This is a genomic window from Spirosoma sp. KNUC1025 (assembly GCF_045160025.1).
In the GTDB taxonomy this organism is placed as follows: Bacteria; Bacteroidota; Bacteroidia; order Cytophagales; family Spirosomataceae; genus Spirosoma.
Genome location: NZ_CP087139.1, coordinates 107,271 through 130,993 on the forward strand (window position 1 = coordinate 107,271; position 23,723 = coordinate 130,993).

Consider the following 23,723-nt stretch of genomic DNA (forward strand, 5'->3'; position numbering starts at 1 on the left):
GGTAAAACTCATTTCTCCTGTTGCTGCCGATAATGCTCGGCCCGCTGGTCGGCGCGGTCGTCCATTTCGGGGCCGCGCTGGATTTTACGCCAGTCGAACGGCTTCTTATAAGGTTTCATGGCCGCCTGTGGATCAAAGATACGGGCATCGGGCAGTACGGCATCGTACGGACGAAAATCGGGTTTATCCGTAAAAAAATCCTGCAAAAGCGAGGCCGTCAGGTCATACTGGTTGACGTACGGGACACCTAGAATGTTGTAGATCACTTTCAGGATCGAGCCAAAATTGGCGTGGGTATGCGATACGTAACCGCGTTTGACGTACGGGCCAGCCATCATCAATACCGATCGGTGGGCATCGATATGGTCAACGCCCCCCTGCGGATCATCTTCGGTGATAATCACCAGCATGTTCTTCCAGTATTTGGTGCGCGACAGAAAATGCAGAATCCGGCCGACAGCCAGGTCGTTATCAGCCATGTACGAATGCAGATAAGGGTAGCCGTATTCAGGTCGAGGTCCGGCTCCGTGGTCGTTTGGCACCTGCATCGTTACCAGCTGTGGCATGGTTTGCTTGCCCTTGATCCATTTGGCGGTGAATTCCCGTTCAAACTGTTCCATTCGATATTGATCCGGTACGTTAGTGTTGTACCCGGCATAATCGCGGGAGGTGTGCGGAAACACGGCTTTCGGCATCGGGAACACAACGGGCTGCGCAGCACCAAACTGGGTGGTTGTCCATTCTTCTACCGCCCCGGCATATTCATTGGCCTCCCCGAAATTGTAGAGCGAAATTTTGTTACGTTCGAAGGCTTCCCATAGTCCGCCAATCTCGTTGTAATCTTCGGGGTCGATGGCGCCGGAGGATTTCGGGAATCTCCGGCCCGGCGCTTTTGAGTCGGCATCGAAGCGCCCGGCAGATGCGGCATTGGCTTCTACCCATTCGTTCGGAATGGTGCCCATCATCCAGTGGTGGCCGTGAATACTGGCATCCGAATCGCAGTAGAAATTATCGGAGAAGGCAAATTGCCGGGCCACGCGCTGATGATTGGGCATGATATCGGCAGCCGTAATCCGTACGGTATCGCCCGGCTGATCGGTGGTTCGCCCGCTGTTGCCCCGTAACGTAGCGATCCGCGATTTAACCGTGACGCCTACCCCAAACCGGGCCAGTGTCGAATCACCCCGGCCAGTCGTTAGCTGACCCAGTACCTCGTCGTAGGTGCGGTTCTCTTTGGTGATATACACAATGTGTTTGATTGGCGACTGCCGGGTTTTAGGTAGAATGGGCAGCGGATTCCGGCCATCATCCGTAAGGGTTACCGGTTGGTAAGTGTTTCCGATCACCTGTCTGGTATAACTGACCAGTTGATCGGTGTTGGGTACGGGAATGGCCTGAAACGTGCCCAGCTGAATATCACCGATATACGTCCCCTGCGGAGGTTTCACAAATCCCCGCCCCCCGTTAGGACCCGCGCCGTAGCCGCGTGCCGACGTTACGTACAGCATTTTTTCATCCGGCGACAGGGCGATACGGGTTGGCCCCCATCCGGTCGGAATCAGGCCACGGACGGTTCGTGTCGGCAAGTCGACAACGGCTACCGCATTGAAACCCAGCAACGCTACGTATAGTGTTCGCTCATCGTTCGTCAGCGCCAGTCCAAAAGGCATCATGCCCCGGTAGCGGTCGAGCCGGGCATCTACTTTAAGCGGAATAGAGCCAATAATTTTACGGGAAGATCGTCCGGCGGGTTTATAATCAATAATGGAAATGTTATCGTTCGTAGCGTTCGATACGTAGGCATAGCGACGCCCGACAGCTACCGAATTTGGCGAAGCGCCCCCTACAACCTCGGCTTCTTCAATCATTTCTCCAATCTGAACTCCTGTTTTGAATCGATTGACTACCTTGTTTGTCTTCAGATCAATTGTCCAGACGCTCATGGCTTCATCGACCAGCGGGCTTCCCAGGCCCGGAATCCGCCGTCCTTCCACTTCTACCCCCTCTGCCGATTCTTTTGTATGGGCTGCATAAGGTGGAAACTTGAGGGCCATCGTGTCTTTGTTCGTTTTGGTGACGCCCGGCACTTTCGGGTAGGCATACAAGCCCACATTGGCCACAAACGCCAGCTTTTTATCCGGGCTAAGCGACAGACCGAATGGCTGCCGGCCGGTAGGGATAGAAGCCGTAATACGTTTCGTCGCTAAATCGATACGTACCAGTCGAAAATTGGCCCGGTCGAGTACCAGCAATTCGTTATTGTTCAGGCGCAGATCCGACGTAAAGCTATCGGTATACCCATTGCCATCGAGGCTGATGTTATCCGTTGTTCGCAGTTGCTGCGTATCGAAGATGAGTACACGCCCTTTGTCGCCATTGCTCAGATATACAGTTCGGTTATCGGGGGCGAACGCCACTCCCAAAAAAGAACCCTCTTTCAGGGCGGCCGGAATTTTACCCGCGTAATCAGGAACACGGGTGGTCCGTAAATCAGACAGATTCAGTACCGTAAATACGCCATCGTGAAGCGACACAGCATGCTGACCATCGGGCGAGAGAGCCAGCCCAAACGGATCATTGGTAATGCGTATGGTTTTTCCAGCCGGTGTTACGTAGCGACCACTCGGCAGCACAGAGCGGTTGGTGGTATCTATCCGGCAAAGCTCGGCCCGGCCGGGAACCTGCAGCGTTGCGTAGGTTTTGGGCTTCGTCTGCGCCAGAAGCTGACAGGACGTAAACAGCAGACAAATAAGCAAACGATAGCGCATAAAGATCGATCAGTCGATTAGTCGCTGGCCAATGGCCAGATAATAAGCCATATCCGGCGTTGGCAGATTGGGTATTTTAGCTTGCTCGTCCCAGGTGCGCATCAGCAGAATCCCTTTGAAATAAGGATTGGCCTCAAACGCGGCTGCTTCTTCCGCCGTCATCGGACCACCCTGAAACTCCAGCGTTTTCACACTCGCTTCCGACAGGCGGGCAAAGTAGTTGGGATTTTTGAACACCAGATACCGCTTTGCGTTGACGTGATGTTCGATCAGTTGGGCCACTTTCTCCGAAAAGCCCAGCTCCCGCAGATAATCAGCCCCCAGCTTTTCGTGATCGACGGTGCCGTACCCGTCCATGTAGCCGCCTGCCAGTTCGGGCGGGAGCAGGTGCCCAATGTCGTGCAGGAAAGCCGCTACGATGGTTTCCTCGTCGGCACCGGCCTGCTCAGCCAGCAGCGCACATTGCAGGGCATGTTCAAGTTGAGTGACAGGCTCGCCAAAGTAAGCGTCCTCTCCACCCTGCGCAAAAAGGTTAGCAATTGTTTCCATATGTAGTACTGGACGTCTCGTCCGGTCGTGAAGTTCAGCTTATTTCTCTCCCGGACGAGCCGTCCGGCGCTACAGGGCTACGTGTATTGCAGATACGTTCGCTCAAGCGTACCGTCGTCGTACAGATCAATCAGGGCATAGCCGGCTTTAGTCTGCTGATACGTATCACTTCGCCACCAGTTGCCGCTCACAGCGCCGTTGCACAGATACGTAACGCCGTTGTAATCGACCCGGTCGAGCAAATGCATATGGCCGCTCAAAGCCGCTTTTACGTTCGGATACTGATAAAACAATTTCAGCAACTCCGGCGTGTTGGACAGAACTAAAGCGCCAGGAATCGACCAGTTGCCATCTTTAACATTTTGTTCGCTGAAAAACCCGGTAGGGCTGAAAATAGGAATGTGCGACAGAATCAGGACGGGTGTTTTCGTTCCGGTTTTCGCCAGATCCTGCTTCAGCCAGTCCAGTTGTTCCGGGTCAATATGGCCGGTGTACCATTTTCCGTCGGGCTTGGGCTGTACGCTGTCGAGAATGATAAAATGCCAGCCGTTCCGGTCAAACGAGCGATAGCGCCCGCTAATTTTCATGAGGTCGACGGCCCATTTTTTACCGTACTGCGGGTCAGTTTTTGCGCCGTCAAAACCCCAGACGTCATGATTGCCGATGCAATACTCAACAGGGAGTGAGTTCTCGGCTTTCATCACGGTATGCCAGGCATCCCATTGCTTCTGTACGTCGGCCCGATCTTTCGCCAGCGCATCCATAATCACATCGCCCCCATGCAGAATAAAAGCGGGTTTGTCGGCATGGCTCTGGGCATGATGAAAGCACTTTGCTACGCCCTCCATCGGTTTTGTTTCCGGCAAAATGTGGGTGTCGCCGATGTAAGCAAAACGAACACTACGTTTGCGGACCAGCGAAGCGGGGGGGCTGAGTTGCTCTGGTGCCGAAACAAAAGGCAGCAAAGCGGCCGATTTGAGGATGGTTCTACGGTTCATAAATTAAGGACTATAACGTAATGGCGACTATGCCAGTAGAAAGGCTATCAGCGGTTACCGCTACTGATGGCGTCAATGACGTAAAGACCTATAAGGTTTTGAAACCTTATAGGTCTGGTGGCTGGCCGGATATTACTGATTTATTTCAATATCCACATGGCGGCATTGATATCGTCGGTACCGCCATACTGGCTTGTTACGGCTGCACTGTTGTTGGCGGTGTTGTACGAACGCTCGGTAGCCGGATACTGCCACCGTAGCGGAATCCGCTGGCTGTTTGCGGTTCCCGGCCCAACCAGAAACGTTGGTACGCCCGTCCGGCGCTGGTTGTAGAAAGGCTCCATTCCCGACTGCTGGAAGAAGGCCAGGTATTTCTGCGTCAGAATCTGCGTTAGCCCCGTAGCGCCGTCGGCGTATTTCACAGCTGCCTGCCCGTAGTAGTCGGCAAAGCTCACATTGACCGTATACGTATTGAACACTTTGTATCCTCCATCGGCCGAGAAATACACCGTGTTGGCGCCATCTTTCAAGCCATAAAACGCCCACGATGCCTGAATACCCTGTTTGTAGTAATCCTCGGCTTTACCGGCCGCCCAACCCCGATTAATTCCTTCAGCAATGGTAAACAGCTGCTCCGGGTAACCGACAATGATATAAGGCTCAGCCGTATAGGTGCTGTAATACCGTTTCCGATTCTGAAATGAATAGATACCCTGGTTGGCATTCGACGACATAATCGCCAGATCCTCGCCCGACGAAGCGCCCACGAAGGCCGCGAAATCGGTTGGTTTGGCACCGGCTGCAATTTTTGCCGAAGCAGGCTCAGCCACTACAAACGTACGCGGATCTTTCAGGGATGTCAGCGCACCCAGATACGTAGCGGCCATGTTTTCGCGGGTGGCGTTCTGGCCAAAATTGTCGGGATTACGCGGATACTTGTTGAACGCGTTATTGTAAATGTACTGCAGATTATCGTCCATCGACGTCATCAACGGGTACTTGGTCGGGTTATTGACCACATCGGCAAACCGCGCTTTCACATTCAGCTCGGTATCGGCCTCTTTCTTGCTCAGGCTTATCAATACCCGCAGCTTGTACGAATTGACTACCTTCTGCCATTTAGCCAGGCTGTTGCCCAGGTAAATATCACCCGTCAGGTTATTGTCTGCTTTAGCAATCAGGGTTGTTAGATCGGTATTGGCATCATCCAGCCACTTCAGAATCTGCACGTACACTTCTTTCTGCGTATTGTATTTCGGTGTTGAATTATCCAGCCCCTGCAAGGCGTCGGTTACGGGAATATCGCCTACGCGCTTGGTCATGTTCTCGAAGAAGTACGCCCGGAAGAATTTTCCGAGGGCTGAGTATGCATTCACATCAGCCAAGCCAGCTTTTTTAGCTTCCTGCTCCATTTTTAGTACGTTTTTCAGGGTGGTATAATAAAGCCCTGTCGACGTCCAGGAATATTCATTCGTAGCGTAGTAATTGTAGTTACTGGCGTAGAACTGATTGTATCGCTGGGCATCATTCCAGCCACCACCACCGGCAATGCCGTACATATCGTTCAGAATACCGTTGAACACCAGCGAAGCGGGTGCACTGGTAGGCCGGTTCGGGTCCTGTTCGAGTTCATCGAACGGCTTTTCGCAGGAAGACAGAAACAGGCTAACAGCAAAAAGCGGGATAAGAATATGTTTATGTAGTTTCATGAGATTAATAAGTCGTTTGTCATTTTGTCATTAGTCATTGGTGGTTAGGAAGACATACCTAATGACCAATGGCCTAACGCCCAGTGACTGTTTTTTAGAATACCAGATTCAGGTTGATCCCGTACCGACGTGTCGTTGGCGTTTGCAGACCTGAGTACCCTCCTGTCAGGAACTGATCAAGGTCGATGTCTTTGTATTTAGCGAAATAGAGCAGGTTACGACCCACAAATGATACACTGGCCTGCTTCACCCCGATACGGCTCAGCAAAGATTGGGGGAGCGTATACCCGATGATGACTTCTCGCAGTTTGACAAAACTCCGACTCATGAGCGACGCTTCCGACTGACCATATACCCGACCGATATAATCCTGTTCGTAGGTTTTAGTCGTGTTAGGTGCATATTTCAACTCGCTGTAGTTAAGCACATTACCATTTACATCGTAGTTTATACTGCCACTTGTCAGCACAACGCCGTCGCCCAGGTAAGATTTGATGCCCTGCACATCATTAGGGCGGGCAGCCCCAAAAGCGCCCTGCACCGTTTCGATGTTACGTCCACCCTGGAACGTTTTCTGCCGAACGTAATCGACAATTACCCCGCCCACACGACCATCGAACTGAAAACTGAAGTTGATGCTCTTATAGCTGAACCGGTTGTTGACACCCCATACAAATTTCGGGTTCACGTACCCCAGAAACTGCGATACCGGGTTTACGATGGGTCGTCCGCCAGCGTCGTTGATCAACTGCCCATCAGGCGTGCGCACAAATGCTCCGGAATAGAATCCGTCGGTCCGATCGCCTACGTTGATGAATCGCGACCCACTGCTGCTACCCACAAAATAGCTCGATGCCAGCGTATTGATTCCGCCTTCAGCGTATACGTCTTTCAGCCGCTCGGTAAAGGTTGAGTAGTTGGCCACAATGTCCCAGTTAAAGCCTTTCGCGGTGCGTAGCGCCTGCCCTGTCAGCGAAATTTCACCGCCTTTTTTCTGGGTCAGAATCCCGTTAACCAACCGCCCTGTATACCCCGTTGCTTCCGAGGAGGGCAGGGTGAAAATGCGCGGGCCATCGTTACTGACGTAGTAGGCTGCATCCAGAATCAACCGGTTTTTCAGGAAGCGAATATCCAGACCCACTTCCGTTTGCGAGGTTGAATTCGGTTTCAGATTGGGGTTGTTGAGGGTATTGGTATAGTAGGCCGCGGGTTTGTTGTTATAAGCCATCGGCAATGAATAGACTGCCGAGTTCTGGTATGTTGGTCCACCATAGGATGAGCTGTAATCAGTACCATAACCTACCGGAAACGAAGCACCGGGCGTCGAGCCGATGGTCGATTGGGTCAGACCGTCTTTTACGTTAGCATAAGATGCCCGCAGTTTCAGGAAGGAAATGCCCAGGTTTTCAGGCAGATGAATATAATCCGAAATGACGGTGCTCAGCGCTACCGATGGATAGAAATACGCGTTATTCCCCTTTGGCAAGGTCGAGAGTTTATCCAGTCGGCCCGTAGTGGTCAGGGTCAGATAATCGCGGAAGGTGAAATCGGCAGAATAGTAAGCCGATAGTACGCGCATGTCCGACTGAAAGTTTGACGCAACCACCGGGTTCGAGGAGTTGGCAAAGTTATACACACCCGGTACGTTCAGGTAGTTGGTGCTGGCATAGTCGGAGTTGTAGTTGAAAATCCGCGCTTCACCACCCGCCAGTGCATTCAGAGTCAGGTCGGGCGTAACTTTTTTGTTATACTGAATCAATACCTGGTTGATGTTGTCGAACAGATTCCGGCGGTCTTCCCGGTAATCGCCCCGTCCTTCTTCCCGTCCGTAGCTCGTAGCCGAATACGGAAATTTCTCGGTACGTAACAGATTGTAAGTAGTTAATTGTGTTTTGGCTGTTATCTGCAATCCGTCGGCAATCTGGTAACGTAGCGATGTGTAGCCGTAAATGTTGTTGTTGTAGTGCCCACGCAACCAGTATTTGGCCAAGAACCAGGGGTTATTATACCGCTGATATTCGGCATAAATTTGTTGGGTACCTTCTTTACCCGGCTGCCAGATCTGCTTCATGTCATCGACGTTCCAGTCGGCACCGCCCCAGGCAATGATGTTATAAATCAGCGAGTTAGGCCCATACTGTACGTCCGGGAAGTTCGGCGTGTACTGGCGGTTGTAGTTCAAACTCGACTCGAAGCGTAGTTTGGGCGAAAAATTGTAGCCGCCCGTAATGTTGAAGTTCGTTACGTTCAGTTTGGTGTTGGGTACCAAACCGCGGGTAAAATTGTGCGAAAGCGAAAAACGCATATCGTATTTCTCCCCGGATGCGGCTACAGCAATGTTGTTATTCGACTGAATACCTGTCTGGATGAACCGGCTGAGGTTGTCTTTACCACGTGGCAGAAATGGGGTTGGCTGGCGATTGCTGGTGAACGTGCTGCCGTTCGGAAATTTGGTTGTGAAGCTTCCCCCTGGTACTACCGGGCTGTCATACTGCGGAATCAACTGCCCATTCAGAGCTGGTCCCCAGATGTCGTAGTCACCATCGTTGAGGCCATTTCCTTTTCCATCGCCAAAGGCATACACACCGTGGTCGCCGGGGCCATATTCGTCCTGCACTTTCGGGATCGCAATGAATCCCTGATCGGCCATCTGGCTTGTGTTAACTTCGACCGAAAAACCACGTTTGTCTTTCGTACCGCGCTTGGTCGTAATCAGGATAGCCCCGTTTTTTCCCCGGAAGCCATATAAGGCCGATGCCGATGCGCCTTTCAGAACCGTATACGTTTCAATATCATCGGCACTGATGTTCCAGGTGTCGGACGTAATGGGAATACCATCCACAACGAACAGTACGTCGGAATTACCCCGTAGTGAAATGTTTGGTCGCCCCAGCAGTTCCGACGATGCCCCGACGGTCAGACCTGCCACCTTACCAGTCAGCGAGTTGATCGGATTTGGTTCCCGGGCTTTCAGCAACTGATTCCCGTCAACCGTTTGAATGGTAACCCCCGTTTGCCGGATGTCTTTTTTGATACCGAGGGCCGTAACGACAACTTCCCCCAGCGTCGATGTACCTACAGCCATCGCTACATCGATGGTCGTGCGGTTACCGACAGCAATTTCCTGCGTCTGGTAGCCAATGAACGAAAACGTCAGGGTGGCTTTGGCAGGATTATTCACGGTAAGTGTATACGTACCATCCGCGCGGGTCGTTGTCCCCGAGGTTGTGCCTTTCAGTAAGATCGACACGCCCGGCAGCGGTTGGTTGTCATCCGTTGAGGTAACCTTGCCGGTTATCGTTTGTGCCAGGGCCGACAGACCTGGCAGCAGACAAAACAAAAACGCCACCAATTGCCAGCGCGAAGCCTTTATTGATGGCGCAGAAGACAATAGAGAATGCTTCATACGTTTGATGGGTGAGTTGGTTGCTTAAGTAAATTTCACAAAAGTACCGTACTGATATTACTCTAATATTAAGCACGTTTTACCGTACAGTCAACAACCCAGTCAAATATTTACCTTGCCTTAATACACATTCTTTAAATCGATACGTATTGTCGTTTATAAAATCATATAGGCGCATTGACCCAGTGCTGAATCGACTCTTCCGCATAGCCAGCCCCTGAACTCATTCCTTTACCACCTATGCCCGTTACAATGCGGATGTTCGCGTCGACATTATGCTCAAAAATTTCGTCTTTTGTCTGGCTGTAGAAACCGGCCCATGTTTTTTTAATAGTTAGCGGAAACGTAACAATACGTCTGGCTTCGGCCAGCATTAGGTCGTTGATATAATCCTGCGTGTGGTAGCCCAGGTCTTCCGCCTGCGTAGCGTCGGCATATTCGTGTGAATCGCCCACAATGATCGATCCATCGATAGCCTGCTTGAACAGGATATGAATACCCCACTTTTTAAGTTCGGCCAGGGCTTCCGGCGTCTTGAGAGTAGCGTAGGACGGGCATTCCTGAAAGGCTTCATAGCGACGTATCGTCAAACCCGTCAGAATATTTCCGGGCAAGCTCAGGCCAGTGACTGGTTCAGCCAGCAGCATTTGCAGCTTACTGACGACTAAACCAGCCTTAGCCAGTACGTCGGGAAACAGTAACCGCACCTCGTGGCCGCTGCACATCAGCACCCGCCCAGCCTGAAAGCGCTCCCGACTGCTTAATGTTACCGTAACACCACTGGCATTGGACTGCGCATCAATAACCACCGAACCGGGCCGGTAATCGACACCATGTTTCTGCTGAACAAACGCAATCAACCGGTGAATCATCTGCTCCGGCTCCACACTCATCTCCTGCGGAAAGAAAATCCCGCCTACTACGTAATCAGCCTGCAACGACGGGTATTTGTCCAGGCACTGCGCTTTAGTTAGCAGTTCGCTGGTGTAGCCGATTTGCTCATACCGGTCGTGGAGTTCATTGGCCAGTTGCCATTCATCTGCATCTGAGGCAATATAGATGGTGCCATTCTGCCGTACTGTCAGGTCGGTTTCCTGCTGAAGATCGCGGTAAATTTCCAGACTCCGACGGCCGTAATCGAACCATCGCCCAGCCAGGCCGGAAGGTACCACCTGCCCGAAATTACGGACTGTAGCTCCCACAGGGTACCGATCTTTTTCGAGCAACAGCACACGCTGACCGGCTTTAGCCGCATGATAGGCATGAAACGTACCGAGCGTACCGGCACCAATAATAATTAGATCGTAGGCGGGCATGATTTGAAGGAGAAGGGAAAAGGGAGGAAAGGAGAAAGAACAATTGTCTTCTTTTTCCCTTATCCTTTCCTCCCTTCTCCTTATTTATACTTTTACCGTAACTTCTCTTGCCGAGATCAATGCAGGCAATTCCCGGAGGGAGCCCAACAACAAATCGTGCGGGTAGGCTTCCAGTTGCGCCCGCGAATGCGTACCGTTGGTCAGTCCCAGATTGAGCGCCACCCCAGCCGCCCGGCCCGACAGCAGATCGGAAGGCGTATCGCCAATGTTCACCACTGCTTTCGGATTGCTCACGCCAAGTGTCTGCATAGCTTTCTCGATCATCTGCGGATAGGGCCGCCCACGTTCAACTTCATCGCTGGCAATAGATAGTTGAATAACGGTATCGGGCCCGCCAACGCGCTGGTCGTTTAGTCCGTCCAGCCAGCCGAGTTTTTCAAGAATGATATCCGTTACAACCCGATAGAAGCCCGTTGTGAGTGCAATAGGAATGCCCCGTTCGTGCAGAAAAGCAAACGTTTCCAGGCAACCGTCGGTGGGCGTTGCGCCGTGGGTCCGGTAATGCTCTTCCAGGATACGCCGAAACGCATCGTACGATACGTCGACAAAACGGGTTATATCGGGGTGCTGATCGCCCAACTGTTCTTTCCAGAGCGTTTCGAACACGTAGCGTTTAGAGAGCCCCTGCATAGCCAGAATTCGTTCGTCAGAAACGGTAAGGCCGGTTTCACGAGCGGCCTCGGCAAAGCATCGTTCTACCTCATGGTGATCGGTGACTGTTGTACCGGCCATGTCAAAAACCACTAGTTCAATGGGTTGCATGATAGAGAAGTTAGAAGAAGACTCGTAAAACAACAGAAAAGATTGATACGCTGAACCTGGTTGGTATTAAGAAATAGAGAAATAAGCGACTGTCACGATGGCACTACTGGTCAACGCTTTCCCGCAGTTTCATAATTAGCTCCGTTTTTAATTCGTGAAGCGTCTTTTCCAGTCCAACCGGATAGGTATGCGGATTGACAAACCGCTTTACACCCGGATGCAGATCGGCCAGCTGCGTTTGTACCCGCGCCCGAACGTCATGGATATTGGGCAACTCGTACACACAGCTTCCTTCCCGAAACACAGGTACCAGTAAATCTTCGTACGGCTGAGTCGCGTCAAAACGACGGCGCTTGGTAAAATCCAGCGGGTCAATCATAACCGTCGGCTTGTTCGTGCTGTCAATTTCGGCGTCAAAAATCATATCCGCCATAAACCCGCGCTCGTCGCGAAACCGACGTACCTGCTGAATACCCGGCGTCGAAATTTTAATCGCCTGCTCCGACAGTTTCATTTTATATTCCCAGCGGCCCGACGTTTCGGCGCCGGAAGCTTCATGACGTAACGCGGCCAGTTTATAAACCCCACCCAGCGCGGGTTGATCGAAAGCCGTAACCAGCTTGGTCCCGACGCCCCAGATGTCAATTTTGGCCCCCTGTTGTTTCAGACTGGCAATAATTGTCTCGTCCAGATCATTGCTCGCCACAATGGACGTTTTCTGAAAACCAGCGTCGTCCAGCAATTTTCTGGCTTCGATACTCAAATACGCCAGATCGCCCGAGTCGAGCCGGATAGCCGACAGTTTATGCCCCTGTTGTTCCAGCATACGCCCCGTTTCGATGGCGTGCCGAACCCCCTGCAACGTATCGTAGGTATCGACCAGCAGGGTTACGTTGTTGGGCATGATGCGGGCGTAGGTATCAAAGGCCAGTTGTTCATCGTCAAACGACATGACCCAGCTATGCGCGTGTGTGCCCCGCACAGGCACATCGTATAGTTTACCCGCCAGTACGTTCGACGTAGCATCGCAGCCACCAATGTAGGCAGCCCGGCTGGCGGTCATGCCCCCATCAACGCCCTGCGCCCGGCGCAGCCCAAACTCCAGCAACGTATCGGTTTCGACCACCAGCCGCAATCGGGCTGCTTTTGTAGCAATGAGCGACTCAAAGTTGATCAGATTCAGCAGGGGTGTTTCGAGCAGCTGGCACTGTAATATCGGCCCGCGCACTCGAATCATAGGTTCATTCGGAAACACAACCGTACCTTCCGGAACGGCTTCAATATCGCAGGTCAATTTCAGACTGGCCAGATAGTCCAGAAATCCCTCTTCAAACAGCGGTTTACCGTCGTTGCCCGTCATACTACGCAGGTAACGCAGATCTTTTTTCGAAAATCCGAAGTTCTCTATATACCCGATGATATTGGCCAGGCCACAGGCGATGGTGAACCCGCCACTGAACGGATTTTTACGAAAATACAGGTTAAAAACGGCTTCTTTCTCAGCGGTGTTTGATTTCCAGTAGCCATAAGCCATCGTTACCTGATACAGATCCGTCAGAAGGCTTAATGAAGTGTCGTAAAGCTTGTTGGTCATGAGCACGAAGGTAGCATACGAACTACATTTCGCAGAAAATTCATGCGTATAAAAACAAAAAACTGATTACTTTGGTCTGATAATTGCCGGGGGCATTTTGCCCTTTTCTTAACCGACTCAACGTAACTGACTAACTGAATACCTCATCATGCAGAAATTAAGTCTTTCCCAGTCCCTTCAGCAAAAGTTATCTCCCCAGCAGATTCAATTTATCAAACTGCTGCAGATTCCGACGGCTGAACTGGACACGCGCATCGAAGAAGAGCTGGAAATAAATCCAGCTCTGGAAGAAGGCGCGGATGAGGAGTACGACCAGAAACAGGATGACCCGTTCGATGAACTGGACGATTACAAAGAGCGCGACGACGATCTGGACATCGACAGTTACATCCGGGATGAAGATTATGCCGGGTACAAAATGCAGGGCGATGGCAATTACAATGAAGAAGAGCGCGACATGCCGCTGGCTACCAGCTCAAGCCTGCTCGACTCGCTACTGCAACAATTTGGCTATCTGGATCTCACGGAAGACCAGCGCATTATCGGGCTGCAACTCATCGGTAGTATTGAGGCCGATGGCTACATCCGCCGGTCAATTCAGGCCATTGTGAACGATCTCGCTTTTTCACAGAACATCTTTACCGACGCCAGCGAAGTTGAAGACGTACTGCACAAAATTCAGTCGTTCGACCCAGCCGGTATTGCCGCCCGTGATTTGCAGGAATGCCTGTTGCTTCAACTCCGACGTAAAGACCAGAACGATCTCTGTGTTGAATTGGCTATTCGTATTATTGAGGATTTCTTCGATGAATTCTCTCGCAAACACTATGACAAAATTCAGCGACGACTGAACATTAGCGACGATTCGTTAAAAAAGTGGTCGATGTCATTATCAGGCTGAATCCAAAGCCGGGGTCGGTAGAAGGTGAAACCGGTAACATTCAATACCTGATTCCCGATTTTATCCTGACCAATACAAGTGGTAAGCTTGAACTGACGCTTAACTCCAAGAATGCGCCGGAACTACGTATCAGCCGCTCGTTTGCCGATATGCTCGATACATACGACAAGAGCAAAAAGCAGAACAAAAGCCTGAAAGAAACGGTCTCGTTTGTCAAACAGAAACTGGATGCCGCCAAATGGTTTATCGACGCAATCAAACAGCGCCAGCAAACGCTGCTCAAAACCATGAACGCTATTGTGCAGTTTCAGTACGACTTTTTTCTCACCGGCGATGAATCGCGGCTACGGCCCATGATTCTGAAAGACATTGCCATGCGTATCGATATGGACGTATCGACGGTATCGAGGGTGGCCAACAGCAAGGCCATCCAAACGGAATTCGGCATTTATCCGCTTAAATATTTCTTCTCGGAAGGTATAGCTACCGATACAGGCGAAGACGTAAGCAGCCGTGAGGTGAAGAATATTCTGAAAGAGCTGATCGACGCTGAACCCAAACTGCACCCGCTTTCGGACGATAAACTCGAAAAAATCCTGAACGACCGGGGCTACAACATTGCCCGTCGTACTGTGGCCAAATACCGTGAGCAACTCAACATTCCTGTTGCCCGGCTGAGGAAAGAACTGTAAATGAATGAGGAATGAAGACTGATAAATGATGAATGAGGGGAGTCATTACCTTTGTGATTCCAATAAACGCACTTCATCATTTATCAGTCTGTTGAGTATCTGTTATCATTCATCACTTATCATTCATCATTGACAAAGTCTCTTGCTCATTTTCTGTCGGTCGTTTTCCATCCGTTATTAATGCCGACCTTACTGTTTGGTGTGCTCCTGTTTCAGGTCCCCAGCGTGTTGGGAATGGATGCGTTTTCAAGCTCACTTCGGCTAAGTTTGCTGGTACTCATCTTTGTAGGTACGTTTATGGTGCCATCGCTGCTCATTTACTACCTCTTCCGCATTGGGTACGTTCGGAATATGCAGTTGACCAGCCTGAGCGACCGGCGTCTGCCTTATTTCCTGACGGCTGTCGTCTATCTCTTTCTCGGGTATCTGTTCACATTCCGAATGCAGCTCGTTTCTACGCTCGCGCCCGAAATTGGTATTCTGATCGCCAGCATTGCGGTTTCCATTCTACTGGTTGGCACCATTAGCCTGAGCTGGCAAATCAGCGCCCACAGTGTTGGAATTGGCGGGGTTTTAGGCGCACTTGCCAGTATCATGCTCAAATTCGGCATTATGGACCTGTTCATTCCCTTGACGTTGCTGGTATCAATAACTGGTTTTGTGGCGAGCGCCCGGCTGCAACTGAATGCCCACACGCCCGCGCAGATCATTGCAGGTCTGGCTCTCGGTCTCAGCATTAGTTTACTGACCGTCTACTGGTTTATGTAAACAGGCTTTGACATAAAAAATCAACAGATGTAGCCGGTTCAAAGACCAGTACGTTTGATCGTTCAGGACAGAGATCCTACCTTACACCTTCTAAGCCTGTACTTTATATGCCAATCTTTGAGAACCTTCTCTACGACGTAACGAATTCCGTTTGCCGGATTACGCTGAACCGACCGCAGGTATACAATGCTTTAAGCCCCGGCCTTATCCGCGACATTACAGCCGCTATCGAAGCGGCTGGCGCCGATGAGCGGGTGCGGGTAATCGTCCTCACGGGCGCGGGCGACAAAGCCTTTTCGTCCGGTGCCGATTTGAAAGAAGGCGTTGCACAGTCCCTCACCGCAGGTGGGCAGTTGAACCTGGGCGAATCACTCCGCACTACGTATCATCCCATGATTCAGGCCCTTCGGAACGTACCCAAGCCCATTATTGGGCGAGTTAATGGCGTAGCGGCCGGTGCGGGCTTCTCACTCGCTTTGGCCTGCGATGTGCTTGTATGTGCCGATGAAGCTTATTTCAGCCAGCTATTTGTCAACATCGGTCTGATGCCCGACGCGGGCTCAACGTTTTTCCTACCCAGACTTATTGGGCCCCAGCGGGCCTTCGAGTTGTGCAGCACCGGTCGACGCGTGTACGGTCCTGAAGCTGCCCGGATCGGCCTGGTGAATCAGTCAGTACCAATGTCGGAGCTAGACGCAGCTGTTGACAGCCTGGTAAGCTATTACGCTGGTGCCCCTACCCTCGCGATTGGCAGCATGAAGCGCGTATTGAATCAATCGCTTTATTCAGACCTCGACCATCAGCTAAATGAAGAAGCTGATAATCAGGATGTATTAGGGCGAACAGCTGATACAGCAGAAGGAATTAGTGCGTTTTTGATGAAGCGTAAAGCAAATTTTTCGGGCCGATAGGTTGACAGAGCCGCTTTTTCTCCCTACTTTTGCACTCCCAATCAACGGGAACGCCATATGGCAATGCATTCGTAGCTCAATTGGATAGAGCACCTGACTACGGATCAGGAGGTTTGGGGTTCGAATCCCTACGAGTGCACTTGATAACCAGCCACTTACAAACAGAAATGTAGTAAGTGGCTTTTTGTTTGCATACGTTTTTGCATACTAGCCTGTTTATTTCATGACTATCCCGAAGAAGTTTTTCGCCTGCTTTTTACGAATTAGTTACGGCTTTCTACTACTATTCACCCTCGATCAGTGTAAACACGCTGACACACCTGCCCCTAATAATGCCACGCCTACCCGTGATGATAACCTGGCGCTGGGTAATCCAAGTCAGGCGGAGTCTACCCCATTTAGTCCAAACAATTATCTCATTACCCGGCCTACGTATTCACTTTCCTATAACCAGTCGGCGGGAATCGCTAACTGGTGTAGCTGGCATCTGAGCGCAGCCTGGAAAGGATCAGCCACAAGGTATTCAGGCAGTTTCATTCCTGATCAGTCTCTGCCCTCCGGCTGGTATCAGGCCAAGCACAGCGATTATACGAATACTGGATTCGACAGAGGCCACCTCTGCCCGAGTGATGATCGGGATAGTACGGCCGAGGAGAACAAGACTACGTTTATTCTGACCAATATTGTACCGCAGGCTCCAACGCTTAATCGGCAAGCCTGGAAGATACTGGAGGATTACTGTCGAGAATTAGTATCAAAGGGAAATGAACTGTACATCATTGCTGGTACGTCCGGTAAAGGTGGTGAGGGAGACAATAGCAAAGCTACCAGTATAGCCAGTGGCAAACTTAGCGTTCCAGCTGCGCTCTGGAAGGTGATTGTGGTACTGCCTGTAGGTTCGGACGATGTGAAACGAATAACCGCCCAGACGCGAGTTATTGCGGTTTGGATGCCCAACACAAATGCAAGTGGTAATCAGGCGTGGAACAAATACCGAGTGAGCGTTGATGAGATTGAAAAACAAATGGGGTATGATTTGCTTTCAAATGTGCCAGAGAGTGTGCAAAGCTTAGTAGAGGAGAGAATTGACAGTTAAATCCTTTAATTAACTTGAGAAGACTAAAGGAAATCAAAACCAACTACCAGCCCAAGCCAAGGTTTATTTTGATAAACCCAAGACTTGCTGTCTTTACCAAAACCGGTATCAAAACCTATGGCTCCTCCTAAACTAAATTTATTAATATTGACGGCGAAAAGCACCCCATAGTTTATCCCTAAAACTGTCCTTTCTTGCCCAATAGTAGGGGATGTATTTTTCTCACTTAGGCCAATGGTTGTTAAGCCAGCGAATATGGCAGGAGTAAAGCCAATGGTGGTTAGTTTGTGATTAATTAGTAGCCTAGTTATTCTGTTATTGTTGTCTTTGCCTAGTTTGTAGTAAGGGGTGTAAATATTATTATTATTTTTAAAACCCAATGCTACACCTGCATTCACACCAGTGGTCACTTCGTATGGTCTACTACCTTGGTTAAATCGATATTTAAAAGGAATAGTGATAGCTTGAACTATTGTCTCATTATTACTATATCTAAACCTGGCTCCCTTTTCGTATTCGTCCTTTATTACTTCACTAAAAGCAAGTGTCTCTTTTATTTTGTTGGGAGGGGGGCAATCAAAGTACTAAGATAAGAGTCGTTTAAGTAGCGATCTAAAGGGGGGTATGTAAATCCCCTGTTAAAATCAGCTACCGAATTATATACCGTTATAGTTGAGGATGGTGGATATACTTTTTTCGCTATCAAGGCCGCTTTATCATTAGGAACCAATTCGAGATAGTGTCCATCCGCATCTATTTTTATTTCTGAAATAAATTTTGATGGTATTTCGTAAGCGGCATTGTGAAAAATGCCTGTATTGGGACTTTGCTCTTCGTTGCGATAAATATATTGAGCACCTTTAGCTTTATTAATTTTTAAATCCTTCGTGCTTACACACGAAAATGATAAAATGATAAGTAGAGAAAAAGATAATACTTTCAAAGGGTTTTTTATTTGCTCGTACATTGCCTCTTTCATTTTAGGGATATATTAGCGTCTGGCAATTGTAGTAACACCTTGGCCTAATCGCGTAAAATACTTATCCTGAACTTGATCATAAAACACTGTATCGATTCTTAGCATTTGGATCACAACACCAAAAGTTTCAAGGTTGTAATCTTTAGTAATTGTTGACCCATTTCTAAATGTAAGATTTATTCTTCCAAACGGATTGGGAGCACCTAACAGAAGCTCTACTGTAAAGCCTGTAATCTCCATATCTTGGCCTTGTTTGTTAATTCTGACTGACAAAAGTGTGATGAATGCGTTACAATGGCAATGGGATTTTCCCCGTTTTTTGTCAAGTTTCGCAGAGATTTTTAGCTAACCTGCAGTATATCCTCCCATCTAGTTGTATAATGCTTGCTCAGATAATTCTGCTTCATGGGCCAATCAGGATTATATAGTTGGCTAGCCAGTCGCAATTTATCCTGTCCATAGTGACGATTGAGTTCATCAACGACAGTAGAAAGTTGTAACAGCTTCTCGTTTGGTCCCTCGACAAAGATCCCCTTCTGTCGATAATCGCCTGGCACCAGATCCGTAAGCATCACCCCTACTTTCTGGTAGTTGTAGCCATATTTGAAAATAGACTTGAGTCCAGAAGTCGCATATTTCAATAGTTCTGGTGTGGCACTGGTCGGATGGGGTAATGGGATGGTAATGCTGTTGCTGTACTGTTTAGCAGGAAGGCCGTTGCCAGGCGTTCGACGGAATCGATCTGTATGAAGAAATACGGTAACAGCTCCGCAAAGCGAATCCTGTTTCCGTAGCTTTTCACAGGATCTGGCCAGGTGTGAGGTTAGCGCATCGGTAATCGTTTCCAGATCCGGAATCAGCTTGCCAAAGCTGGGAGCGGTCAGGATTACTTTCTTAGCCGGTTGACCCACCTCTAAAAACTTACAGGAAAACCCGCGTAATTCGTGGACCATGCGCAACCCGTTCACGGTCATTTTCTGGTTAATCCAGTCCTCATCGGTATCTCTAAGCTGCGCGGCCGTGGTAATACCATGCCGCTTTAACATAGCTGCGTAACGGCCACCAACGCCCCATAAATCCTTAACCGAAAAAGTAGCCAGGGCTTCCTGGATAGACTCCGGTGATTCCAGCACACAGACACCCTTATAATCCGGATTTGCCTTGGCCAGTTTATTGGCAACCTTGGCCAGCGTTTTGGTTGGACCAAAGCCGACGCAGACAGGAATTCGTAGCCATTGATCCATCGTTTCCCGAATCGTCTGGCCTAACCCCTGGTAGCTGGGGTAGATCCCCTCATAGCCATCCACCTGAATAAACGCTTCATCAATCGAATACACCTCAACGTCTTCAACGAAATTGAGCAGGATGCTATGAAACCGTGAGGACATATCACCGTAGAGGGTATAGTTGGATGAGAACACGAAAATTTCGTGCTGCTTGCGTAACTCCTCCAACTCAAAAAACGGCTGCCCCATTTTAATGCTGAGGGCTTTGGCCTGGTCAGAACGAGCGACCACGCAGCCATCGCGGTTCGATAAGACAATGACGGGCTTGCCTTCCAGGGATGGATCAAAGCTACGCTCACAGCTTACGTAAAAGGCGTTGGCATCAATCAAGCTGTACATAGGGCTCCGGTTTTGAAACGATGTAGGTGACCGTACCCATAACACGCAGATTATCCCGGTCCAGATGCACGAAGGTTGGCGTGTAGTTTGGATTAGCTGGGTGCAGCGTAATCATTCTCCCAGTGCGAACAAAATACTTGACGCAGCATTCCCCATTCAGCCAGGCAACGATGATCGATCCGCTTTTGATGGGCCTGACCGCATCCACGACTAGAATAGAGCCGGGTAAAATGTGGGCACCGATCATCGAATCACCCGCTACCCGAACAAAATACGTCGCATCGGGGTATTGAACGCAGAGATCATGCAAATTCAGTCGGCGTTCGATGTAATTCTCAGCGGGCGAAGCAAAGCCCGCCTGTACGTAGCTGAGGAACAGTGGAATAGTTTTTGCCCTCCCTTTTCGGTTGGTGTAACTGACGCGAAAGATATTCTCAGGAGGGATTTTATCCATACTATCGATCATAGCGGTGTCGGCTGCTAGTGCATCAAACCGCTATAATATACTTTTGTTATCTATCATACAAATAAAATACAAGGACGCGTTAGTTTTGATGACAAAACACAATGACAAATGAACAAGTAGCCCAAACTGCGGCCCAGTTGAAGCAACTGGATTTTGTCGATGAGATCCAGTTTCGGGTTGATACGTCCTACGTACACATACTACTGGCGCCCCGGCTGACGGCCGTCTTGCCGCCTGCCTACAATGTACTGCAGATTCCCCGCTCGGAATTTACCGTTGAGTGGGTCATCAATGATTATGCGATCGTTGTTGAAAAACTTCAGGAGCTGGCCGATACGGCTCATGAAATGCTTGGGAGCGCTTTGAGGCAGACTGGAATTGACGGGGAACGGCGGTATTATGATCAGTAGGACCTTACGCTTGCTAGATGGATGTTGTGAAGGATGACGCACACGATTATTTCTACGGTGGTCACTTTTCACGACATTTTAATATACCCTAAAAAATACTCAAGTAATTTTACTCGCAATCTTTATATACAATACCTTACAATAAATATACCTGTATCTATGTGTATATTATGTTTATATTGATTCAATAGTGGTAAACATAATTTTATTAACACAAGCATACCGTCATCTTATCTTCTACTATACAAGCGTGCTTACCGCAACAACCGACTCATGAAACCAATCCATGACGATATCTCTGTTGAGCTGGTCAACCATGAGCTGACTAAGCTAAACAGCCCGGACCTGCTGACACGTCTACGCATTGAGGAGTTGGAGTTAACGGCCTTTGCCGAAAAGCAACTCCAGAATCGTACTGACTTAATTGGTCGGTATCATCCCTCCTCCTTCCAAAAATACCTCATCCACTTTCAAACCGAATCGAGCTGTCAGGAGGATGAAAAATGGCTGTTTCTCTATGAACGCAAAGACATAACGGCTAAACGGGTTGCCCAGGCTATTTTTGATGAACTGTCCGGCACACCGGTGCCGGACCAGAAACAGGAGCCTGGTCGCGAGAAAAACTACCTGCCACAGGCCCATACGCTGCTGCCAAGCCTGGCGATCTTGCTGGCGGATATGGGCATCTGCCTGCTGAAAGCAACCGCTCGGGAGTCAGGAGTATTCTTCACCTATGCTGACCTGATCGCCTATAGCACGATGGTAGCGACAGTAGTCTTTATTTACCTCTTTTTTTCCAGTCCAGCTTTCCACCGACTACGTTATTTATACGCCCTGCTGGCCATCTGCCTAAGCTGGTTGGGTGGAATGGGTATGAGTCTTCTTCATCAACTGGGATAATGCTATGAACTACAATTCAAAAATAGTCATATGAATAAAGCTCGATAAGGTGACCTTTGCCTAAATCTGCCGTCTAAGGTGTGTTACTTAAAGTATAAATTTACTGCCAAAAGCCCGGACGAATTGAGCTGGGCTTTTTTGTTGCCTTAGTTTTAAACGTAGGTAATGGAGTAGATAAAAAAATCTATCTGCTTTTCCGGCGATTCAGCCGAATCAGGGTTTCCATCATTCGACGCCGGGACACCGGGATGGTCTCCCCCGTGGTTAATTTAACGAACATTATCTTGGGGTTCGTTCGACTAACCTGCACAATGTAAGCAGGATTGATCAGCGCCGATCGATGGATGCGGAGGAAGGCCGGTAGATGCGCTTCAAAGCGCTTTAAGGTATAGCTTATCAATATTGGCTTGTCACAGTCCAGCAAATAAACCAGCGTGTAATTGCCTTTGCCTTCCAGCCGAACAATACGCTGAGCATCGTGGATCAATCGGTAGCCCGGAACGTGGTTGGGAACATCATCCTGTGGTTGAGTAACCATCCTAAAAAATAATTGAGGTGCGTGTTGAATGGGATCGTATAAGCTGAATGATCTTCTCGTCAAAAGAATCGTATTCGACTAAAGATGAAGCGGGCACCCAGGAAGGTGTAAAGTGCTATAGCACTTGTTTCCAGGATCGCTTCCAGGGGATGGCTGGCATACATACCGGTTCGATAATCCTGCACCCAATCAATCCAGGCCGCCGAATAGCCGAAGACGCTTAACAGGATTCCCGAAACGAACAGCCAGATAACTACTCGATGACGCATAGCCTTTATCACTGGGACAATCAGACAGGGCAACATTACACCCTTTTCCTGATCATAGAGCGGAAATCTACTTAAAGGTTTAAGCGACCAACGAATTATATTGAACAGTATCGTTTCCTGTTGATGGGCGACGAATTTTCGATAAAATAGGACCAATCGATGCTGCTTTTATCCCGTAGCCTATATCAGTGAGCCATACAGTAAAATTGAGCGGAGGTGTTTTCGGAATGGTGATGAGGTCTCTAGTTTTGTCAGTTCAATTCCACGTATCCGCTACCTATGAATAAACGATTTGTCTTTGTGCCCATAGTGGGTATGCTTGCGCTGCCTTCTGTTTTTCGGTCAGTCTTCGGGGCTCTCTACGAAACAATCCATCAGTACCACCCCATTGGCGGGTTTGTGCTGATGGTCCTCCTCGATATTCTTTGGATGTGGGTTGCTTTAGTTGTTGTTCTACTGATTAGTCGAGTAATACGACGGGTGCTTAAACGAGCGAGTTAAGTCAGAACGCACCGGTACGGCAGGTGGGCGCGGGGCCGGTAAAGGACATAAACGTTCCGGCCGGTCTTTCCCGGCAAACTGCCAGACGATTACATACACCCGCTGATGGCGAGATAAAGGAGCATGCCGGGCACTAACGTACCGAGTTCCCGGATCAACATGGACTTAAATTTAGTGGGCGGCTTAATCGACTGAAAGCAAGTGAACTGCTAAAAAAAACAGGGTAACTATTCTGTTTATTAACGACTTATCAAATTGACTATTTGCGCTTTTACAAGTTATGGAATTAAGTAGTTTCTCCACTGCTTAATAGTTAGATAACGGCACAAGCCCCCGTCACGTGGCAGGGGCTTGTCTTTTCCCTCATTCAGGGCAGCCAGTTTTACGATAAGCGTTTGGTTAAGCCAAATGTTTATCCTTTGGGCGTTGTTATTCATGTCTGCAAGCTTACATCTTCACGATCCTAAGCTTGATCGCCTGTTACTCGGGTCTGGCAGGCCGTTGC

21 protein-coding genes, 1 tRNA gene and 1 pseudogene are annotated in these 23,723 nt (G+C 49.5%); 8 read left to right on the plus strand and 15 right to left on the minus strand.

The window, feature by feature from the left end:
• Positions 1-8 precede the first annotated feature (8 nt).
• From LN737_RS00450 to LN737_RS00485, 8 genes are all read right to left on the minus strand, one after another.
• Entirely contained in the window at positions 9-2,768 is a 2,760-nt protein-coding gene (locus tag LN737_RS00450; protein WP_405515232.1) for a bifunctional YncE family protein/alkaline phosphatase family protein, read from the minus strand.
• 9 nt (positions 2,769-2,777) lie between these two features.
• The gene (locus LN737_RS00455; RefSeq protein WP_405515234.1) at positions 2,778-3,317 is read right to left on the minus strand and encodes a phosphonate degradation HD-domain oxygenase; all 540 of its coding nucleotides are present in this window, start codon (positions 3,315-3,317) and stop codon (positions 2,778-2,780) included.
• Positions 3,318-3,394: 77 nt separating this feature from the next.
• Complete coding sequence (locus tag LN737_RS00460) at positions 3,395-4,315, minus strand: metallophosphoesterase (protein ID WP_405515236.1); 921 nt, start codon at positions 4,313-4,315, stop codon at positions 3,395-3,397.
• Between the two features lie 140 nt (positions 4,316-4,455).
• Positions 4,456-6,024: a SusD/RagB family nutrient-binding outer membrane lipoprotein gene (locus tag LN737_RS00465; protein WP_405515238.1), complete on the minus strand. Its 1,569-nt coding sequence runs from the start codon at positions 6,022-6,024 to the stop codon at positions 4,456-4,458.
• Positions 6,025-6,118: 94 nt separating this feature from the next.
• Positions 6,119-9,430 carry a SusC/RagA family TonB-linked outer membrane protein gene (locus LN737_RS00470; protein ID WP_405515240.1) on the minus strand — a complete coding sequence of 1,104 codons (3,312 nt, stop codon included), beginning with the start codon at positions 9,428-9,430 and terminating at the stop codon, positions 6,119-6,121.
• Positions 9,431-9,594: 164 nt separating this feature from the next.
• Entirely contained in the window at positions 9,595-10,746 is a 1,152-nt protein-coding gene (locus LN737_RS00475) for a TIGR03364 family FAD-dependent oxidoreductase (RefSeq protein WP_405515242.1), read from the minus strand.
• Between the two features lie 84 nt (positions 10,747-10,830).
• Positions 10,831-11,568 carry an HAD family hydrolase gene (locus LN737_RS00480; protein WP_405515244.1) on the minus strand — a complete coding sequence of 246 codons (738 nt, stop codon included), beginning with the start codon at positions 11,566-11,568 and terminating at the stop codon, positions 10,831-10,833.
• Positions 11,569-11,671: 103 nt separating this feature from the next.
• Positions 11,672-13,162: a nicotinate phosphoribosyltransferase gene (locus LN737_RS00485; protein ID WP_405515246.1), complete on the minus strand. Its 1,491-nt coding sequence runs from the start codon at positions 13,160-13,162 to the stop codon at positions 11,672-11,674.
• A 148-nt stretch (positions 13,163-13,310) separates the two neighbouring features.
• On the opposite strand from LN737_RS00485, the pseudogene rpoN reads away from it, so the two are divergent.
• The 5 genes and pseudogenes from rpoN to LN737_RS00510 all read left to right on the plus strand — a co-directional run bounded on the left by rpoN (position 13,311) and on the right by LN737_RS00510 (position 17,530).
• Positions 13,311-14,755, plus strand: a pseudogene (rpoN, locus tag LN737_RS00490) (RNA polymerase factor sigma-54).
• 180 nt (positions 14,756-14,935) lie between these two features.
• Entirely contained in the window at positions 14,936-15,523 is a 588-nt protein-coding gene (locus LN737_RS00495; protein WP_405520258.1) for a hypothetical protein, read from the plus strand.
• Between the two features lie 113 nt (positions 15,524-15,636).
• Positions 15,637-16,434 (plus strand): enoyl-CoA hydratase/isomerase family protein, encoded by a 798-nt coding sequence (locus LN737_RS00500; RefSeq protein WP_405520260.1) that lies wholly within the window; start codon positions 15,637-15,639, stop codon positions 16,432-16,434.
• Positions 16,435-16,499: 65 nt separating this feature from the next.
• Positions 16,500-16,573, plus strand: a tRNA-Arg gene (locus LN737_RS00505).
• 84 nt (positions 16,574-16,657) lie between these two features.
• On the plus strand, positions 16,658-17,530 hold the full coding sequence (locus LN737_RS00510) for a DNA/RNA non-specific endonuclease (RefSeq protein ID WP_405515248.1): 873 nt from the start codon (positions 16,658-16,660) through the stop codon (positions 17,528-17,530).
• Positions 17,531-17,553: 23 nt separating this feature from the next.
• Here the strand turns inward: LN737_RS00510 and LN737_RS00515 are convergent, their stop codons facing one another.
• The 5 genes from LN737_RS00515 to LN737_RS00535 all read right to left on the minus strand — a co-directional run bounded on the left by LN737_RS00515 (position 17,554) and on the right by LN737_RS00535 (position 20,588).
• Positions 17,554-17,940 (minus strand): hypothetical protein, encoded by a 387-nt coding sequence (locus tag LN737_RS00515; RefSeq protein ID WP_405515250.1) that lies wholly within the window; start codon positions 17,938-17,940, stop codon positions 17,554-17,556.
• 143 nt (positions 17,941-18,083) lie between these two features.
• Positions 18,084-18,509, minus strand: coding sequence for a hypothetical protein (locus LN737_RS00520; protein WP_405515252.1), 426 nt, complete (start codon positions 18,507-18,509; stop codon positions 18,084-18,086).
• 12 nt (positions 18,510-18,521) lie between these two features.
• Positions 18,522-18,749: a hypothetical protein gene (locus LN737_RS00525; protein WP_405515254.1), complete on the minus strand. Its 228-nt coding sequence runs from the start codon at positions 18,747-18,749 to the stop codon at positions 18,522-18,524.
• 101 nt (positions 18,750-18,850) lie between these two features.
• On the minus strand, positions 18,851-20,134 hold the full coding sequence (locus LN737_RS00530; RefSeq protein WP_405515256.1) for a Y-family DNA polymerase: 1,284 nt from the start codon (positions 20,132-20,134) through the stop codon (positions 18,851-18,853).
• Positions 20,118-20,588 carry a LexA family transcriptional regulator gene (locus LN737_RS00535; RefSeq protein ID WP_405511529.1) on the minus strand — a complete coding sequence of 157 codons (471 nt, stop codon included), beginning with the start codon at positions 20,586-20,588 and terminating at the stop codon, positions 20,118-20,120. The genes LN737_RS00530 and LN737_RS00535 overlap by 17 nt, the downstream gene beginning before the upstream one ends.
• A gap of 113 nt (positions 20,589-20,701) precedes the next feature.
• Between LN737_RS00535 and LN737_RS00540 the strand changes: the two genes are divergently transcribed.
• On the plus strand, positions 20,702-21,010 hold the full coding sequence (locus tag LN737_RS00540; protein ID WP_405515258.1) for a hypothetical protein: 309 nt from the start codon (positions 20,702-20,704) through the stop codon (positions 21,008-21,010).
• A gap of 273 nt (positions 21,011-21,283) precedes the next feature.
• Positions 21,284-21,910: a hypothetical protein gene (locus tag LN737_RS00545; protein ID WP_405515260.1), complete on the plus strand. Its 627-nt coding sequence runs from the start codon at positions 21,284-21,286 to the stop codon at positions 21,908-21,910.
• 184 nt (positions 21,911-22,094) lie between these two features.
• On the opposite strand, the gene LN737_RS00550 is transcribed toward LN737_RS00545, so the two are convergent.
• Both LN737_RS00550 and LN737_RS00555 read right to left on the minus strand, forming a co-directional pair.
• Positions 22,095-22,448: a LytTR family DNA-binding domain-containing protein gene (locus LN737_RS00550; RefSeq protein ID WP_405515262.1), complete on the minus strand. Its 354-nt coding sequence runs from the start codon at positions 22,446-22,448 to the stop codon at positions 22,095-22,097.
• A gap of 59 nt (positions 22,449-22,507) precedes the next feature.
• On the minus strand, positions 22,508-22,717 hold the full coding sequence (locus LN737_RS00555) for a hypothetical protein (RefSeq protein WP_405511540.1): 210 nt from the start codon (positions 22,715-22,717) through the stop codon (positions 22,508-22,510).
• Positions 22,718-22,996: 279 nt separating this feature from the next.
• Here LN737_RS00555 and LN737_RS00560 point away from each other — a divergent pair, with 279 nt between their 5' ends.
• Complete coding sequence (locus LN737_RS00560; RefSeq protein ID WP_405515264.1) at positions 22,997-23,218, plus strand: hypothetical protein; 222 nt, start codon at positions 22,997-22,999, stop codon at positions 23,216-23,218.
• Positions 23,219-23,723 lie beyond the last annotated feature (505 nt).

Excerpts from the sequence above, each read along its gene's own strand:
- LN737_RS00555 (WP_405511540.1), bottom strand. The coding sequence starts at position 22,717 with ATGCGTCATCGAGTAGTTATCTGGCTGTTCGTTTCGGGAATCCTGTTA.
- LN737_RS00510 (WP_405515248.1), top strand. The coding sequence starts at position 16,658 with ATGACTATCCCGAAGAAGTTTTTCGCCTGCTTTTTACGAATTAGTTAC.
- LN737_RS00560 (WP_405515264.1), top strand. The coding sequence starts at position 22,997 with ATGAATAAACGATTTGTCTTTGTGCCCATAGTGGGTATGCTTGCGCTG.
- LN737_RS00550 (WP_405515262.1), bottom strand. The coding sequence starts at position 22,448 with ATGGTTACTCAACCACAGGATGATGTTCCCAACCACGTTCCGGGCTAC.
- LN737_RS00495 (WP_405520258.1), top strand. The coding sequence starts at position 14,936 with ATGCCGACCTTACTGTTTGGTGTGCTCCTGTTTCAGGTCCCCAGCGTG.
- LN737_RS00480 (WP_405515244.1), bottom strand. The coding sequence starts at position 11,568 with ATGCAACCCATTGAACTAGTGGTTTTTGACATGGCCGGTACAACAGTC.
- LN737_RS00545 (WP_405515260.1), top strand. The coding sequence starts at position 21,284 with ATGAAACCAATCCATGACGATATCTCTGTTGAGCTGGTCAACCATGAG.
- LN737_RS00450 (WP_405515232.1), bottom strand. The coding sequence starts at position 2,768 with ATGCGCTATCGTTTGCTTATTTGTCTGCTGTTTACGTCCTGTCAGCTT.
- LN737_RS00530 (WP_405515256.1), bottom strand. The coding sequence starts at position 20,134 with ATGTACAGCTTGATTGATGCCAACGCCTTTTACGTAAGCTGTGAGCGT.
- LN737_RS00465 (WP_405515238.1), bottom strand. The coding sequence starts at position 6,024 with ATGAAACTACATAAACATATTCTTATCCCGCTTTTTGCTGTTAGCCTG.
- LN737_RS00455 (WP_405515234.1), bottom strand. The coding sequence starts at position 3,317 with ATGGAAACAATTGCTAACCTTTTTGCGCAGGGTGGAGAGGACGCTTAC.
- LN737_RS00525 (WP_405515254.1), bottom strand. The coding sequence starts at position 18,749 with ATGGAGATTACAGGCTTTACAGTAGAGCTTCTGTTAGGTGCTCCCAAT.
- LN737_RS00475 (WP_405515242.1), bottom strand. The coding sequence starts at position 10,746 with ATGCCCGCCTACGATCTAATTATTATTGGTGCCGGTACGCTCGGTACG.
- LN737_RS00485 (WP_405515246.1), bottom strand. The coding sequence starts at position 13,162 with ATGACCAACAAGCTTTACGACACTTCATTAAGCCTTCTGACGGATCTG.
- LN737_RS00540 (WP_405515258.1), top strand. The coding sequence starts at position 20,702 with ATGACAAATGAACAAGTAGCCCAAACTGCGGCCCAGTTGAAGCAACTG.
- LN737_RS00520 (WP_405515252.1), bottom strand. The coding sequence starts at position 18,509 with ATGAAAGAGGCAATGTACGAGCAAATAAAAAACCCTTTGAAAGTATTA.
- LN737_RS00470 (WP_405515240.1), bottom strand. The coding sequence starts at position 9,430 with ATGAAGCATTCTCTATTGTCTTCTGCGCCATCAATAAAGGCTTCGCGC.
- LN737_RS00535 (WP_405511529.1), bottom strand. The coding sequence starts at position 20,588 with ATGGATAAAATCCCTCCTGAGAATATCTTTCGCGTCAGTTACACCAAC.
- LN737_RS00460 (WP_405515236.1), bottom strand. The coding sequence starts at position 4,315 with ATGAACCGTAGAACCATCCTCAAATCGGCCGCTTTGCTGCCTTTTGTT.